Raw genomic sequence first — 16732 nt, 5'->3', positions numbered from 1 at the left:
GATCGGATGAGTCCGATGCGCGATGCCGACCGCCCTTATGTGGCGGCTAACCGACATCGAACCGATACCAAAACGCCCCGCAGGCCGGTTGGCCGCGGGGCGTTTCGCCAGGATGGCGCCGGGTTTAGTTTGCGGCGGTCTTCGTGGCGTCCTTGTGCCACGTGTAGACGACGAACTTGAACGACTTCAGGTCGCCCTTGGCGTCGTATTCGACCTTGCCGATCGGCGTGGTGAACGCGTTCTTGTGCATGTAAGCGGCCACCTTCGTCGGGTCCGTGCTCTTGGCGCCGGCGATGGCGTCGCCGATGATCTTGACGGCGGCATAGGCAGGCATCTGGAACGGACCGTTGGCGTCACGCTTCTTGTCGGCAAAGGCCTTCACCAGCGCGGCGTTGGCCGGGTCGGCCGAGAAGTCGGCCGGCAGCGTCACGAGCATGCCTTCCGAAGCCGGGCCGGCAATCGCCGTCACGTCCTTGTTGCCCACGCCTTCGGGGCCCATGAACGTGGCCTTCACGCCCTGCTCGCGCGCCTGGCGCAGCAGCAGGCCCATTTCCGGGTGGTAGCCGCCGAAGTACACGAAATCCACGCCCTGGGACTTCAGCTTGGTGATCACGGCCGAGTAGTCGGAATCGCCGGCGTTGACGCCTTCGAAGACTGCCACGGGGATCTTGGCCGCTTCCAGGTCCTTCTTCACCGAGCTGGCGATGCCCTGGCCGTACGACTGCTTGTCATGCAGCACGGCAACCTTCTTCGGCTTGACCTTGCCGATGATGTACTGGGCGGCGGCCGGGCCTTGCTGGTCGTCGCGGCCGATCGTGCGGAAGATGAAGTTGCGCTTCTTCGTTTCGGTCAGCTGCGGCGCGGTGGCCGACGGCGTCACCATCACGATGCCTTCGTTTTCGTAGATATCCGAGGCCGGAATCGTCGAACCCGAGCACACGTGACCGATCACGTAATGGATACCCTGGCTGACGATCTTGTTGGCCACGGCCACGGCCTGCTTCGGTTCGCAAGCGTCATCCATCAGCACGGCTTCGAACTTGTTGCCGTTGGCGCCGCCCGCCGCGTTGATCTGTTCGATCGCGGTCAGGGCACCGGCCTTGACCATGTCGCCGTACTGGGCGACCGAGCCGCTCATGGGGCCGGCGATGGCAATCTTGACGGTTTCGGCGTTGGCCGAGGTGAAGGCAGCGAGACCGGCAGTGGCAAGCACGGCGGCCATGGCAGTGGACGTGAGACGGGACAGCGTCATCAGGAGCTCCTCGATTATGTATGGGTCATTCCGGGCAGAGTCGGCATGACTGGCGCAATCGAACAACACCCGCGAGGAAGAAGCGCCGCCTGACGAGGCGAACGTACGGCCCATGAGCGGAAACCGGGCCTGCGATGAAGATAGTGAAGCGAATGCGGGGCCCGGCATGTGTCGGCGTACGCACATCTCGGGGATGCCGCGGCCGCCGTAAGTTCGGAAAGACAACGTTGATGCGTTCTCTATTGCGCAAGCCTTTCGCCTGCCCCGCTTCTCCAACGCGGCTGGCCGGAAGGGTGGCCCGGCTGCCGGTCGGCAAAGCAGCCCGCATTATAGGGGGAAAGTTGCACCCTGATGAAGTAGAGATATTCGGTTTTGGAGAAAATCTGACAACTAATGCATGCCGTTGCAACCTTGCCAAGGCAGGAATCGTCGTCAAAATCGTGTTTCACAACAATTGTGCATAGCCGCATTTGTGGCGTATGCGATGCTTTTCGCCACCTTGCGCAACCCGGCCGCCTGCAGGCCAGGCCGTATCGAACGCAAAAAAACGCCCCGGCGGGCCGGGGCGTTTCTTGCAGCACGGGACGCGGCTTAGCGCTTTGCCATGTCCGGCACGTTGCGGGCGGCGTTGCCGTTGAACAGCTGACGCGGACGGCCGATCTTGTACTCCGGATCGGTGATCATCTCTTCCCACTGCGAGATCCAGCCCGGCGTACGTGCCAGGGCGAAGATGCAGGTGAACAGCGAGGTCGGGATGCCCAGCGCGCGCTGCACGATACCCGAGTAGAAGTCCACGTTCGGGTACAGCTTGCGGCTCACGAAATATTCGTCTTCCAGCGCGATCTTTTCCAGTTCCATGGCCAGCTTGAACAGCGGGTCGTTGTGCAGACCCAGTTCGTTCAGCACTTCATGGCAGGTTTCGCGCATCAGCTTGGCGCGCGGATCGTAGTTCTTGTACACGCGGTGGCCAAAGCCCATCAGGCGCACGCCCGAGTTCTTGTCCTTGACCTGCTTGATGAACTCGCCGATGTGGTCGACGCTGCCGATTTCTTCCAGCATCTTGAGCGCGGCTTCGTTCGCGCCGCCGTGGGCCGGACCCCACAGGCAGGCCACGCCGGCGGCGATGGCCGCGAACGGGTTCGTGCCCGACGAGCCGGCCAGGCGCACGGTCGAGGTCGATGCGTTCTGCTCGTGGTCGGCGTGCAGGATGAAGATGCGGTCCAGCGCGCGCTCCAGCACCGGGTTCACGGTGTACGGGGCGCACGGCGTACCGAACATCATGCGCATGAAGTTGCCCGAGTAGGACAGATCGTTCTGCGGATAGATGTACGGCTGGCCGATGTTGTACTTGTACGCCATGGCGACCAGGGTCGGCATCTTGGCAATCAGGCGGATGGCCGAGATCTCGCGCTGGTGCGGATCATCGATGTCCATCGCGTCATGGTAGAACGCGCTCATCGCACCCACCAGGCCCGTCAGCACGGCCATCGGGTGCGCGTCGCGGCGGAAACCGCGCAGGAAGAACTGCAGTTGCTCGTGAACCATCGTGTGGTTCATCACCGAGTTCACGAAATCTTCCTTCTGCTTGGCGTTGGGCAGCTCGCCCTTCAGCAGCAGGTAGCAGGTTTCGAGGTGATCGCACTTCTCGGCGAGTTGCTCGATCGGGTAGCCGCGGTACAGCAGCTCGCCCTTGTCGCCGTCGATGTAAGTGATCTTCGAGTTGCACGAAGCGGTCGACATGAACCCCGGGTCATAGGTGAACTTGCCGGTTTGACCGTACAGCTTGCGAATGTCGATCACATCCGGGCCAACGGTGCCCTTGTAGATCGGCAGCTCAACGCTGGGGGAACCATCGGAAAACGATAGCGTGGCTTTCACATCGGACGGCGTCATGTCGGTTCCTTCAAATACTGTGAATAATAGTGTTGACCAAACTCAGACCGAACGCAGCAGGCTGAGTACCCGTTGCATCGGGGGCGTGTCGAGCTCACCGTCAAGCTCCTTGCGGACAAGCAGCAGGTCCATCAACTCGTTGTCGCTAAGCTCGAACAGCTCGCCCAGCGAAGCCACGTCCTGATCGGACAGGCTCTCCTCGTAACGGTTGAAGAAACGTTCGACGATGATGTCGTTCTCCAGGAGGCCGCGGCGGGCGCGCCAGCGAAGACGGGCACGTTTGTGCGGGTCGGCCTGATGGGAGAAAGTGGTGGAATGACTCATGGTCAGCCTTCATTGACCGGCGCTCCAGCCCGACTTGATACCGCATCGGGCTGACGCGCCGCTTACATCAACTTGCATTACTGCAGACTGCCTGTCTGCACCGCGAACGGCGGGGGCGCAGAAGGCAGTTTATACCGGGCAATTAAACAGCGCGGCGAACCATCAGTTCCTTGATCTTGCCAATCGCCTTGGTCGGATTGAGGCCCTTCGGGCACACGTCGACGCAGTTCATGATGCTATGGCAACGGAACAGCCGGTACGGGTCGTTCAGGTTGTCCAGACGCTCGCTGGTGGCCTGGTCGCGGCTGTCCGCGATGAAGCGGTAGGCTTGCAGCAGGCCGGCCGGGCCGACGAACTTGTCCGGGTTCCACCAGAACGACGGGCACGACGTGGAGCAGCTGGCGCACAGAATGCACTCGTACAGGCCATCCAGCTCGTCGCGTTCCTGCGGCGACTGCAGACGCTCCTTCTCGGGCGGCGGCTCGTCGTTGATCAGGAACGGCTTGATCGAGTGGTACTGCTTGAAGAAGTTCGTCATGTCGACGATCAGGTCGCGCACCACCGGCAGGCCGGGCAGCGGACGCAGCACGATGCGGTCCGGCAGCTCGCGCATGTTCGTCAGGCAGGCCAGGCCGTTCTTGCCGTTGATGTTCATCGCGTCCGAGCCGCACACGCCTTCACGGCACGAACGGCGGAACGAGATGGTTTCGTCCAGCTTCTTCAGCTTGACCAGTGCGTCCAGCAGCATGCGCTCGTGACCGTCGAGCTCGACCTCGTAGGTCTGCATGCGGGGGGCGGCGTCCTTGTCCGGATCGTAGCGGTAGACTTCGAAAATACGCTTCATTTCTGGGGGTCCTGTTTTCTCTACGAGGCGGGTATCAGAACGTACGAGCCTTGGGCGGAACCGATTCCACCGTCAGCGGCTGCATCTTCACCGGCTTGTAGTCGAGGCGGTTGCCTTCGCTGTAGAACAGCGTGTGCTTGAGCCAGTTGTCGTCGTCGCGGTTCGGGAAGTCGCTGTGGGCGTGGGCGCCACGCGATTCCTTGCGGGCCGCGGCCGAGATCATCGTGGCCTTGGCCACTTCCACCAGGTTGGCCACTTCCAGGGCTTCCACCAGTGCGGTGTTGAAGACCTTGGACTTGTCCTTCAGGTGGATGTTGTCGGCACGCTCGGCCACTTCCAGAATGCGCTCGACGCCTTCGTCCATCAGCTTCTGCGTACGGAACACGCCGGCATGCGACTGCATGTTGCGGCGGATGTCGTTGGCCACGTCCTGGGTGTATTCGCCCGAGGTCGTTGCCTGCAGCTTGGCCAGACGGGCCATGGCGCGGTCGGCGGCATCGGCCGGCAGCGGCTTGTGTTCCTTCTGCTTGCTGGCGTTGGCCACGATGTGGTTGCCGGCGGCACGGCCGAACACCACCAGATCGAGCAGCGAGTTGGTACCCAGGCGGTTGGCGCCGTGCACCGACACGCAGGAGCATTCGCCGATCGCGTAGAAACCGTTGACCACTTCGTTCGGGTTGCCGTTCTTCGGCACCACGACCTGACCGTGGAAATTCGTCGGAATACCACCCATCTGGTAATGGATGGTCGGCACGACGGGGATCGGTTCCTTGATCGCGTCGACGTTGGCGAACTTCATGCCGATTTCGCGGATCGACGGCAGGCGCTTCATGATGGTCTCGGCGCCGACGTGGGTCAGGTCGAGCAGCACGTAGTCGCCGTTCGGGCCGCAACCACGGCCTTCCTTGATTTCCTGGTCCATCGAGCGCGACACGAAGTCGCGCGGCGCCAGATCCTTGAGCGTCGGGGCATAGCGTTCCATGAAGCGCTCGCCGTCCTTGTTACGCAGGATGCCGCCCTCGCCACGCACGCCTTCCGTGATCAGCACGCCCGCGCCGGCCACGCCGGTCGGGTGGAACTGCCAGAATTCCATGTCTTCCAGCGGGATGCCGGCACGCGCCGCCATGCCCAGGCCGTCACCGGTATTGATGAAGGCATTGGTGGAAGCCGCGTAGATCCGGCCGGCACCGCCGGTCGCGAACAGCGTGGTCTTGGCTTCGAGGATATAGACTTCGCCGGTTTCCATTTCCAGCGCGGTTACGCCCAGCACGTCGCCTTCTTCGTCGCGGATCAGGTCCAGCGCCATCCATTCGACGAAGAAATGCGTCTTGGCGCGCACATTGCGCTGATACAGCGTGTGCAGCAGCGCGTGGCCCGTACGGTCAGCGGCGGCGCAAGCGCGTTGCACCGGCTTCTCGCCGTAGTTGGCGGTGTGGCCGCCGAACGGACGCTGGTAAATCGTGCCATCGGCGTTACGGTCGAACGGCATGCCGAAGTGTTCGAGCTCGTACACGACCTTCGGGGCTTCACGGCACATGAACTCGATGGCGTCCTGGTCACCCAGCCAGTCCGAGCCCTTGATGGTGTCGTAGAAGTGATAGTGCCAGTTGTCCTCGCTCATGTTGCCCAGCGAGGCACCGATACCGCCCTGCGCCGCCACGGTGTGCGAGCGGGTCGGGAAAACCTTCGACAGCACGGCCACGCTCAGGCCGGCTTCCGCGAGCTGGAGGGATGCGCGCATCCCGGCGCCGCCCGCCCCGACGATGACCACGTCAAATTTGCGACGCGGCAATCCAGTCTTGACTGCGACCATTTATTACACCCTCCAGAGAATCTGAGCAGCGTAGCCCGCGCAACCGACGAGCCACAGAATCGTTAGAACTTGCAGCACGAGGCGCACGGCCATCGGCTTCACATAGTCCATCCAGATGTCACGAATGCCGATCCATGCATGGAACAGCAGCGACAGGATGGTCAGGAACGTCAGGAGCTTCATCCATTGATTGGCGAAGAGACCCGACCAGCCTTCATAAGAAGGGTTGCCGAAGGCGAGATACACCACGGCGAGCACCACGGTGAAGACCACCATGATGACTGCGGTAACGCGTTGCGCGAGCCAGTCTTTCAGACCGTAATGCGCACCGACGACAAGACGCTTGGGACCGATATTGTTATTTGCCACGTGACTCTCCTCAGAACAGGCCGAAAAGCTTCAGCCCGAAAACCAGGGTGAGCAGCAGGCTGACCACCAGCACGGCCTTGGCCGACGTGGCCGAGGCGGGCTTCGAGACGCCGACGTGAACGTCCAGCAGCAGGAAGCGGATACCGGCGCAGAAGTGATGCAGGTAACCCCAGATCAGGGCCAGGATCACCAGCTTGACGAAGCCGTTGGACAGCAGGGCCGAGAACCTGGCGAAGCTCAGTTCGGAGGTGACGCTCAGTTCGAACAGGTACAGAATGAAAGGGAGGAGGAGGAACATCAAGCCACCGCTTACGCGATGCAGGATGGATACCTTGCCGGCCCAGGGCAACCGGTAGCGCGAGATTTGCGCGATACCGATGTTCCGGAACTCCGGCCTGGCTTGTTTGGCGGCTTCAGCCATGCGAGACCCCATTTGCGATGAAAAGAAAACTGCAAAAGAACGACACTGCCATTACCCCCGATTGCATTGGCGCCGCACAGCGGTTACCGTGAATGCACCGGATTGCATCAAGCGTGTGGGTCCGCTGGATGCAAATGGATGCAGGGGAGCAAATCCACGTGATTTTAGCGCCTTTGTTGCGCGCCGCACCAATAATTTTCGCCTATCACGCACCAGCGCGGCGTGCCCGACAATCGCACGCGACAATGTGCGCACCACTCCAGACACGCTTTGTCCGAGCATTGCATTCATGAATGACAATGGTCGGCGCACGTCCCATACACGCGTGACAATAGTCAGCGTGCGGAACAGACTTTCCATGGTCATGGCCCTTCAGCTCAGATCGTTCTGATAATAGTGGCGCGTCGTGACATAAAGCCCACGGCGAACTTCCACCGGGCGGTCGCCGTAGGTGAACGACACACGTTCCACCGACAGCAGCGGCGAACCGGGTGCCACGGACAACAGCTCGGCAGCCGTGTTATCGGCAGCAACGGCCCGAATCTTTTCCGTGGCGCGAATCATCCGGGTGCCGAACTCGGCCTCGAAGAGCGCGTACATCGGGCCCTTCCACTCGTTGAGCTTCTCGGCCGTGAGGCCCTTGAAGTTCGCGCCGAGCAGCCAGATTTCGTCCAGCACCGTGGCTTCGTTGGAAAAGGTCAGCACGCGGCGGATCTGCACGACGCTGTCGCCGGTGCGAATATCGAGCAGCCGGGCGATTTCGGCCGGGGCGCGCAGCCGCTTGCATTCGAGCACGCGGCTGGCGCCGTAATGGGGTTCACCCTCGTCGGGTACCAGGCGGAGGAAGCGGAACTTGACCACATCCTCGTGATGGGTCGTCACAAACGTGCCCTTGCCCTGGCGGCGCGCCACGAGGTTGTCCGCGGCGAGTTCGTCGATGGCCTTGCGCACCGTGCCCTGGCTGACCTTGTAGCGGGCCGCCAGGTCCATCTCGCTCGGGATCATTTCGCCGGGCTTCCACTCGCCGGTCTGCAGGCTCTGCATGATCAGGGCCTTGATCTGCTGGTAGAGTGGGCTGAACGTTGGGGACGGCGCCGCGGCTGGCGTATTGGCCGATGCGGGCGTGGACGGCTGCGTCCCGGCACCGCTCTGTGGGGCGCCAGATTCCGGCGCACCATTGGCGGCGGCGGCGAGCGGGGACGTAGGCAGGGAAGACATAGCCCGGATTCAACCACAAAAGCGAGAATCGCGTCCAGCGCACTATGAAATGTCTTATGTCTTATATAAGACATATGAATTGACATCAATGAGGGCTCCCCCTACACTCGCGCAGGTCCGCGCCACCGCCTCCGCCAGGTCTCTTCCGGGCTACCTGCCCACCTTTTGAAGCCTTGCGGATGCGGCGCACCACACAGCAGTAGTAGACTTACGCCTTGTCGCCCTCGACGCCTGCCCACGGCCCGCGCGCTCCTCGTCGCGGCCGCACGGCCGGCCGCGGGCTCCCGGCGGACGCCCGCCTGCCCCGTGGCGACACGCGAACCAGCTTCCGGTGATGCGCCGGCCCGCTCCATACCCTGGATGGCCCGTTGCCACCGACCGGTTACCCCCTCTTTTCGTTTGGAGACTTACTCATGGCTAAAGCCCCAATGCGCGTCGCAGTCACCGGCGCCGCTGGCCAGATCGGCTATTCCCTGCTGTTCCGCATCGCCAACGGCGACATGCTCGGCAAAGACCAGCCGGTCATCCTCCAACTGCTCGACCTCCCGCAAGCCCAGGCCGCCGTCAAGGGCGTGGTGATGGAGCTGGAAGACTGCGCGTTCCCGCTGCTGGCCGGCGTGGTCATCACCGACGACCCCAAGGTTGCCTTCAAGGACGCCGACGTCGCCCTGCTGGTGGGTGCCCGTCCGCGTAGCAAGGGCATGGAGCGCAAGGACCTGCTCGAAGCCAACGCCCAGATCTTCACGGTGCAGGGCAAGGCCCTGGACGAAGTGGCCAGCCGTGACGTCAAGGTGCTGGTGGTCGGCAACCCGGCCAACACCAACGCCTACATCGCCATGAAGTCGGCGCCGAACCTGAAGCGCGAGAACTTCACGGCCATGCTGCGCCTGGACCACAACCGTGCCCTGTCGCAAATCGCCGCCAAGACCGGCAAGCCGGTGTCGTCGATCGAGAAGATGTTCGTCTGGGGCAACCACAGCCCGACGATGTACGCCGACTACCGCTACGCCACCGTCGACGGCAAGAGCGTCAAGGACCTGATCAACGATCCGGTGTGGAACAACGACGTGTTCCTGCCGACCGTGGGCAAGCGCGGCGCCGCCATCATCGAGGCCCGTGGCCTGTCGTCGGCCGCCTCGGCCGCCAACGCCGCCATCGACCACGTGCACGACTGGGTGCTGGGCTCGAACGGCAAGGTCGTCACGATGGGTATCCCGTCGAACGGCGAATACGGCATTCCGAAGGACGTCATGTTCGGCTACCCGGTGACCACGGCCAACGGCAAGTACGAAATCGTGCAAGGCCTGGAAATCGACGCCTACAGCCAGGAAAAGATCAACATCACGCTCAAGGAACTGGAAGAAGAGCGTGCCGGCGTGCAGCATCTGCTGGGCTGATCTTCGCCAGAGCCTCCCGCTCATGAAACCGGGGTCCGCATCGATCTGAAAATCGGCGCGGACCCCGGTTTTTCATTTGGGCAGCCGTTTTGTCTTCACAATAACCCCCCGCTCCATACGTATATCAACGTGCATCCATCCGAGGTCTTGTTCCAGGGCGAAGCCATTCCGGTGCAACTGCCGGTCTGCGACCACTATGCGGGCAGCGAAAAGCTCATGCGCAAATCGCTTGCCCTGCAGCAGGCGCTTGGCCCCGTGTTCGACATTACGTTCGATTGCGAGGACGGCGCCGCCGTCGGGCTGGAGCGCGAGCACGCCCTGCTCTGCGCCCAACTGGTCAATAGCGCCGACAACGCGCACAACCGCGTGGGCGTGCGCATCCACGACCCGGCGCACCCGGGGTGGCGTGAAGATGTGGATATCCTGGTGGGCACCGCCGGCGCGCGCCTGGCCTATGTGGTGGTGCCCAAGGTCACCGACGTGGTGGAAGTGGCACGCGTGACCGACCACGTGAACCAGGTGGCCCGTGCGGCCGGCATCGCCCGCCATATCCCGATTCATGTGCTTATTGAGACACATTCTGCACTGGAACAGGCCTTCGACATTGCATCGCTGGTCCAGGTGGAATGCCTGAGCTTCGGGCTGATGGATTTCGTCTCGGCGCACCACGGCGCCATTCCGGGGGACGCGATGCGATCGCCGGAGCAGTTCGAACATCCGCTGATCCGTCGCGCCATGCTGGAGATTTCCGCCGCCTGCCACCGCCACGGCAAGGTGCCGTCGCACAACGTCAGCACCGACGTGCAGCACCCGGAGCGCGCCGGCGACGACGCGCTGCGTGCCCGCGCCGAATTCGGCTACCTGCGCAAGTGGAGCATTCACCCGGGCCAGATCGAGCCGATCGTGGCCGCGTTCCGGCCCAGCGACCGCGAGATCGGGGCGGCCAGCCAGATCCTGCTGGCCGCGCATGAGAACAACTGGGCACCGATCCGCCACGACGGGCAGCTACACGACCGCGCCAGCTACCGCTATTACTGGTCGCTGTTGCAGCGGGCCCACGCCACGGGCACGCGGCTGCCGCCGCCCGTGCGCGATCTGTTCTTTGATTGAGCGCAACACCACGCGATCACACACGAAAACTGCTCATTTTTGCCTGCAAGTGGCCGATGACAAACCATCCGCGTGCGATTGTGTAACCAATGTCCGACGGGCTTCGCCCCGTCAGACAAATCGTAGAGAATAGCGGCGGAAAGTTGCCGGGGCGCCGCGTGACACTGCGTGGCGCCCCCCGGACTGTTCACCACAACGAGCCCCTTTGACTACCCAAGCAATCCGGAAGGAACCCACATGAAACAACTCGTGCTGGCAGCCTGCATTGGCGCCCTGACCCTGACCACCGGCGCCGCAATGGCCCAGGAACCGGCCAAGAAGCCGGCCGCCACCAAGAAGGCGCCCGCCAAGAAGTCGACGAAGGCCGCTGCCGCCGCACCCGCCGCCGTGCAGCCCACGGGCGAAAAGTGGCAGTGCGAACTGGGCCATGCCATCTGGATCAGCGGCAACATGCAGCGCGATGAAGTGATCACCGTGCATTGGGACGGCCGCAACTACCGCCTGCCGCGCCAGAGCACCGTCACCGGCGCCGATCGCTACTTCGATCAGGCCTCGGGTCTGGATCTGGTCGTGATCCCGAGCAAGGCCATGCTGTTCAACAAGAACCTGGGCCAGCGCCTGGCCGACGAATGCCAGAACGCCGACATGCAGGCCGGCGGGGCGGCCCCGACGCAGGCCGGCGCACTGCGCGCGCCGGTGTCCACGCCGCTGCTGATGGCGCCGGCCCAACCGGCGGCCCAGCCGGCCGACGCCGCCCAGCCTGCTGCACAAGCCGCGCCGAAGCAGTAAAGTCTCACCTTGCCTTACCCTGCGCGGCGCCGCTCTGGCGCCGCGCGGGTATCAGCTGCACTGAATCGTTGTAACGGTGCGCGTCCGGGTCCTGCCGGCCGCGCCGCATGCATGGCGGCGGAACCCTTCCGCGCACCGGGGTCTGAAGAACAAGCATCCACAAGCAGAGTCCCGCGTCATCCCTCGATTGGAGTCAGGCAATGCCCCACAATCTCAATAACACCCTCCAGGAATTCAAACTCGCCACGGGCGGCTCGGGTCAGTATTACTCGCTGCCCCAGCTGGGCCGCGCGCTGGGCGTGAAGATCGAGCGTCTGCCGGTCTCCATCCGCCTGGTGCTGGAATCGGTGCTGCGCAACTGCGACGGCAAGAAGGTCACCGAGGAACACGTCAGGCAGCTCGCCAACTGGAAGCCCACCGCCGACCGCGTGGACGAGATCCCGTTCGTGGTGGCGCGTGTGGTGCTGCAGGACTTCACGGGCGTGCCGCTGCTGGCCGACCTGGCCGCCATGCGCAACGTGGCCGAGAAGATGGGCAAGAACCCCAAGAAGATCGAGCCGCTGGTGCCGGTGGACCTGGTGGTCGACCACTCGGTGCAGATCGATCACTTCCGCGAGAAGAAGGCGCTGGACCTGAACATGCAGCTGGAATTCCAGCGCAACAACGAACGCTACCAGTTCATGAAGTGGGGCATGCAGGCGTTCGACACGTTCGGCGTGGTGCAGCCGGGCTTTGGCATCGTCCACCAGGTGAACCTGGAATACCTGGCGCGCGGCGTCCACAACAAGGACGGCGTCTACTATCCGGACACGCTCGTCGGCACGGATTCCCACACCACGATGATCAACGGCATCGGCGTGGTGGGCTGGGGCGTGGGCGGCATCGAGGCCGAAGCCGGCATGCTGGGCCAGCCCGTGTACTTCCTGACGCCCGACGTGGTGGGCGTGGAACTGAAGGGCCGCCTGCGCGAAGGCGTGACCGCCACCGACCTGGTGCTGACGATCACCGAGATGCTGCGCCGCGAGAAAGTCGTGGGCAAGTTTGTGGAATTCTTCGGCGAAGGCACGGCCAGCCTGTCGACGCCGGACCGCGCCACCATCGGCAACATGGCCCCCGAATACGGCGCCACGATGGGCTTCTTCCCGGTCGATGAAAAGACCATCGAGTACTTCCGGGGCACGGCCCGCACCGAGGAGGAAATCGCCGCGTTCGAAGGCTACTTCCGCGCCCAGGAACTGTTCGGCGTGCCGCGCGCCGGCGACATCGACTACACCAAGACCCTGACGCTGGACCTGGCCACCGTGGCACCGTCGCTGGCCGGCCCGAAGCGTCCGCAGGACCGCATCGAGATTGGTAACGTGAAGAGCACCTTCGCGTCGCTGTTCTCGAAGCCGGTGGCCGAAAACGGCTTCAACAAGGATGCCGCCGAGCTGGGCCGCGAATTCGTCAATGCCGACGGCGTCAAGGTCAGGAACGGCGATGTGCTGATCGCCGCCATCACGTCGTGCACGAACACGTCGAATCCGAGCGTGCTGCTGGCTGCCGGCCTGCTGGCCAAGAAGGCCGTGGAAGCCGGCCTGAACGTGGCGCCGCACATCAAGACGTCGCTGGCGCCGGGCAGCCGCGTGGTGACCGAATACCTGACCGCCGCCGGCCTGCTGCCCTACCTGGAAAAGCTGGGCTTCGGCGTGACCGCCTATGGCTGCACGACCTGTATCGGCAACGCGGGCGACCTGACGCCGGCCCTGAACGAGACCATCGTCCAGAACGACATCGTGGCCGCCGCCGTGCTGTCGGGCAACCGCAACTTCGAAGCCCGTATCCACCCGAACATCCGCGCCAACTTCCTGGCCTCGCCGCCGCTGGTGGTGGCTTACGCCATCGCCGGCACGGTCACGCGCGACCTGATGACCGAGCCGGTCGGCAAGGGCCGCGATGGCCGCGACATCTGGCTGGGCGATATCTGGCCGACCTCGGAAGAAATCCACGCGCTGCTGAAGTACGCCATGGACGCCAAGACGTTCAAGGGCAATTACGAGCAGGTGAAGAAGCCGAGCAAGCTCTGGGCGAACATCAAGGGCACCAAGGGCCAGGTGTACGACTGGCCGACCTCGACGTATATCGCCGAACCCCCGTTCTTCCAGGACTTCACGCTGGAGCCGGACAACGAGGCCGTGACGATCCGCGGCGCCCGCGCACTGGGCGTTTTTGGCGATTCGGTGACGACCGACCATATCTCGCCGGCCGGCTCGATCAAGGACACCTCGCCAGCGGGCAAGTACCTGCTGTCGCACGGCGTGCTCAAGGCCGACTTCAACAGCTACGGTTCGCGCCGCGGCAACCATGAGGTGATGATGCGTGGCACGTTCGCCAACGTGCGCATCAAGAACCTGATGATCCCGCCGAAGGCCGACGGGTCGCGCGTGGAAGGCGGCATCACGCTGCACCAGCCGACCGGCGACGAGATGTCGATCTACGACGCCGCGATGAAGTACATCGCCGAAGGCACGCCCACCGTGGTGTTCGGCGGCGAGGAATACGGCACCGGCTCGTCGCGCGACTGGGCGGCCAAGGGCACCCAGCTGCTGGGCGTGAAGGCCGTGATCGCGCGCAGCTTCGAGCGGATCCACCGGTCGAACCTGGTCGGCATGGGCGTGCTGCCGCTGCAGTTCAAGGGCAGCGACAGCGTGCAGTCGCTGGGCATCATCGGCAACGAGACCTTCGACGTGGAAGGCATCGAGGGTGAACTGAAGCCACAGCAGGATGTGGTGCTGGTGATCCACCGCGCCAACGGCGACACCCAGCGCGTGCCGGTACTGCTGCGCATCGATACGCCGATCGAAGTCGACTACTACAACCACGGCGGCATCCTGCCGTTTGTGCTGCGTCAACTGCTGGTGGCGTAACCTGCGCTGCCGGCTCCGCCGGCGGCCCGAACCGCCGCTTCCGCTCACGCGGGGCGGCGGTTTTTTGTTGTCCGGCAGCCCGGGGATGTCGCCGGGGGAAGTCGCGGGTGATGGGGGCAATGGGGCCGGCAATGGGGCGGGTGGCTTTCGGGTAATCCCCACCCCGGCGCGTAAGTTCCGCGCAAGCCTGCGCTGCCAGACTGGTCGGCATGCCTTGCGGCGTAACTGATACCTACAGACTAGGAGACAACAGATGGCCAAGATCCTGATCGCATTCGTCGTCATTGCCGGCGCGGCCCTGTACCTGCTGACCAAGGGCGGCGGCGACGTGTCGATGGGCGGCGAATCGCACAGCACCGAATCGCACGCGCCGGCCGCGCAGAAGTAAGCGGCCAAACAAGGGTTCGCGACAACTGCGGCTGTCAACGCAGCGGGTAGAATACCGTTTTACGAAAAAACGGACGCTTTCTATCTATGGCAGGTTTTCGCCCCAAGTCTTCTACCCGACTCTCGCCCGACGCCGAGCGACTGGTGGCCGATGCACTGGCCCTGGACGCCTCGGGCAGCCGCATGGAGGACGGATACTGGGAGCGGCGGCTGTCCCAGCGGCTCTATCGCCTGCTGAAGAACGGCAGCCAGACCGCCCTCGACGCGGCGCTCGAACACCTGTTCAAGCACAATGCCGACGCGTCCGACGTGCTGGCCGAACAGGCCGAGACGCTGGCCGAATCGGCAACGATCGAGATCGACGGCGTCAAGCATGACGCCCTGCTGATCGCCGCCCCGATCCTGGCCCATACCCGCTACGCCATCCCGTCCGGCGCGCTCAAGCCCGAACTGGCGCAGACGCTGGCGGTACACCTGCAGGCCCACGTGCTGGCCAACAGTACCAAGGTGGCCCTGTCGCCCTACCTCTACAGCATCGACCAGCTGCCGCGCAGCCATAGCGACACGTTCGCGCTGACGCACAAGCTGGCGTCGGCCGCGCTGGCCGGATCGATGCCCAAGGTGGACCTGAAGGACCTGCCCGAGACCGCCCCGATCCTGGCCGATCCGCGCTACCTGCTGGCCGTGGTGGTGGCACCGCACGAGGGCGCCCTGTTCCGCTGGCAGGAAGACGCCAAGGAGCACCACGCCGAGCGTTCGGTCTGCCTGGAGCAATGGCGCAACCAGGTGCAGCCGACCGTGGCCCTGCTGCTGCCGGGCTGCGAGTTCGAACTGCTGCTGCCCGACGCCTTCTTCCTGTCGTGCCGGGAATCGGACAAGAGCATCCGTCCGCTGACCGTGCGCGCCGCCGTCAACTATCTGTGCGGCACGCTCGACATTCCGGCTGGCCAGCTGGCCGCCGTGGTGGCCGGCTTTGGCGAGGAAGTGGTCGAGGAATACCGCGTGGGCTTCACGATGCGCGGCGAGAAGGACGTGATCTACGGCATTGTCTGGCCGGTGTACGGCCGGGAGTCCGGCGAGATCGACGCCGAGGAAAAAGGCAACCCGGTCGAGCAGATCTGCGAGGAATTGCGCAACGCCGGCGTCGAGGACATCTTCCGCCACGCCGCGCTGTTCGATCCGGAATACTGCGAGGATTGCGGTACGCCGCTCTATGCGGACCGTTCCGGCGAGATCGTCCACGCCGAACTGCCCGAGGATGCCCCGACCCAGCAGCCGCTGTTCCACTAAGGCATCGCACTTCAACGAAAAAACCCGCCAGTAACGGCGGGTTTTTTTCATGCCGGCCGCAAGCTGGTGCAGCGCCAGAGTCCATGCCCCGACGCACCATACTTGCGCTCGAACGGGGTCATCGGGGTTTCCGGCTGCCAGGCTTCGGTCTGGGCCGGGCGTCCGACCAGCGTCAGCGCCGCCGCGAATTCGTCGATATAGATCTTCCAGTTGCTGCGGCACTCCAGGTAGTCGCCGCAGGCGGCCAGCGCGGGAAACACCGCGTGCCCCTGCCAGCGCCGGCCCAGGTGGCCAATCTTCGGCCATGGGTTCGGATACAGCACATAGTGCCGCGCCACCTGCACGCCGCCCTGCTGCAGCAGGCGCCAGAAATCGACCAGATCGGCACGCGCCCAGTGATAATTCACCGGCATCTCGGCATCCCACCAGTCCTTGCCCGCGGTTAATCGCTTTTCCGACTGGTCGATGCCGATCACGTAGTGGTCGGGAAACGCCGTGGCCAGCCGCAGCGTGCTCTCGCCGATGCCGCAGCCGGCATCGATGATCAGCGGCTTGCCGCCGGCATGCTGCCAGGCTTCCATGGCCGCATCAAACGCCTGTTGGCTCGGTGCGCCGATGGGCTTGCGGAACGGCTCGGCCAGATGACGCTGGACGCGCGCCGCCAGATGCTCATGAATATCGGTCTGCGCCGATGAAATGGTGCGGGAATTGGCAAACAT

At 63.9% G+C, this 16732-nt stretch carries 15 protein-coding genes; 6 read left to right on the top strand and 9 right to left on the bottom strand.

Annotation, left to right across the window (positions count from 1 at the left end; translation table 11 throughout):
- Positions 1 to 124: 124 nt before the first annotated feature.
- The 8 genes from AC24R4_RS21950 to AC24R4_RS21915 form a co-directional block, all read right to left on the bottom strand.
- Positions 125 to 1252, bottom strand: a complete 1128-nt coding sequence (locus tag AC24R4_RS21950; protein ID WP_400391612.1) for a branched-chain amino acid ABC transporter substrate-binding protein — start codon at positions 1250 to 1252, stop codon at positions 125 to 127.
- A gap of 591 nt (positions 1253 to 1843) precedes the next feature.
- A complete protein-coding gene (gene gltA / locus AC24R4_RS21945; RefSeq protein WP_153945460.1) occupies positions 1844 to 3145 on the bottom strand; it encodes a citrate synthase in 1302 nt (433 codons plus the stop codon).
- 42 nt (positions 3146 to 3187) lie between these two features.
- The gene (locus tag AC24R4_RS21940) at positions 3188 to 3469 is read right to left on the bottom strand and encodes an FAD assembly factor SdhE (RefSeq protein ID WP_400391615.1); all 282 of its coding nucleotides are present in this window, start codon (positions 3467 to 3469) and stop codon (positions 3188 to 3190) included.
- Between the two features lie 142 nt (positions 3470 to 3611).
- The gene (locus AC24R4_RS21935) at positions 3612 to 4313 is read right to left on the bottom strand and encodes a succinate dehydrogenase iron-sulfur subunit (RefSeq protein WP_092594307.1); all 702 of its coding nucleotides are present in this window, start codon (positions 4311 to 4313) and stop codon (positions 3612 to 3614) included.
- Positions 4314 to 4347: 34 nt separating this feature from the next.
- Positions 4348 to 6126 carry a succinate dehydrogenase flavoprotein subunit gene (sdhA, locus tag AC24R4_RS21930; protein ID WP_092594308.1) on the bottom strand — a complete coding sequence of 593 codons (1779 nt, stop codon included), beginning with the start codon at positions 6124 to 6126 and terminating at the stop codon, positions 4348 to 4350.
- Between the two features lie 3 nt (positions 6127 to 6129).
- Positions 6130 to 6495, bottom strand: coding sequence for a succinate dehydrogenase, hydrophobic membrane anchor protein (gene sdhD / locus AC24R4_RS21925; protein WP_066733321.1), 366 nt, complete (start codon positions 6493 to 6495; stop codon positions 6130 to 6132).
- A 10-nt stretch (positions 6496 to 6505) separates the two neighbouring features.
- The gene (sdhC, locus tag AC24R4_RS21920; protein ID WP_400391620.1) at positions 6506 to 6916 is read right to left on the bottom strand and encodes a succinate dehydrogenase, cytochrome b556 subunit; all 411 of its coding nucleotides are present in this window, start codon (positions 6914 to 6916) and stop codon (positions 6506 to 6508) included.
- Between the two features lie 372 nt (positions 6917 to 7288).
- Positions 7289 to 8134, bottom strand: coding sequence for a GntR family transcriptional regulator (locus AC24R4_RS21915; protein WP_153945462.1), 846 nt, complete (start codon positions 8132 to 8134; stop codon positions 7289 to 7291).
- 413 nt (positions 8135 to 8547) lie between these two features.
- Here AC24R4_RS21915 and AC24R4_RS21910 point away from each other — a divergent pair, with 413 nt between their 5' ends.
- The 6 genes from AC24R4_RS21910 (at position 8548) to AC24R4_RS21885 (ending at position 16013) form a co-directional block, all read left to right on the top strand.
- Positions 8548 to 9531 (top strand): malate dehydrogenase, encoded by a 984-nt coding sequence (locus AC24R4_RS21910; protein ID WP_061959458.1) that lies wholly within the window; start codon positions 8548 to 8550, stop codon positions 9529 to 9531.
- A gap of 129 nt (positions 9532 to 9660) precedes the next feature.
- The gene (locus AC24R4_RS21905) at positions 9661 to 10641 is read left to right on the top strand and encodes an HpcH/HpaI aldolase/citrate lyase family protein (protein WP_400391625.1); all 981 of its coding nucleotides are present in this window, start codon (positions 9661 to 9663) and stop codon (positions 10639 to 10641) included.
- Between the two features lie 237 nt (positions 10642 to 10878).
- Positions 10879 to 11430 (top strand): hypothetical protein, encoded by a 552-nt coding sequence (locus tag AC24R4_RS21900; RefSeq protein WP_092594312.1) that lies wholly within the window; start codon positions 10879 to 10881, stop codon positions 11428 to 11430.
- Positions 11431 to 11630: 200 nt separating this feature from the next.
- Positions 11631 to 14336, top strand: coding sequence for an aconitate hydratase AcnA (gene acnA, locus AC24R4_RS21895; RefSeq protein WP_400391627.1), 2706 nt, complete (start codon positions 11631 to 11633; stop codon positions 14334 to 14336).
- 253 nt (positions 14337 to 14589) lie between these two features.
- Positions 14590 to 14724 carry a hypothetical protein gene (locus AC24R4_RS21890; RefSeq protein ID WP_400391630.1) on the top strand — a complete coding sequence of 45 codons (135 nt, stop codon included), beginning with the start codon at positions 14590 to 14592 and terminating at the stop codon, positions 14722 to 14724.
- Positions 14725 to 14810: 86 nt separating this feature from the next.
- Entirely contained in the window at positions 14811 to 16013 is a 1203-nt protein-coding gene (locus AC24R4_RS21885) for a DUF2863 family protein (protein WP_400391633.1), read from the top strand.
- 47 nt (positions 16014 to 16060) lie between these two features.
- On the opposite strand, the gene trmB is transcribed toward AC24R4_RS21885, so the two are convergent.
- Positions 16061 to 16732: a tRNA (guanine(46)-N(7))-methyltransferase TrmB gene (trmB, locus tag AC24R4_RS21880; RefSeq protein ID WP_487523609.1), complete on the bottom strand. Its 672-nt coding sequence runs from the start codon at positions 16730 to 16732 to the stop codon at positions 16061 to 16063.

It is taken from the genome of Cupriavidus sp. CER-90, from assembly GCF_057652055.1.
Note: the sequence above shows the minus strand (reverse complement) of the source record. Positions and strands in the feature narration are given on the sequence as shown.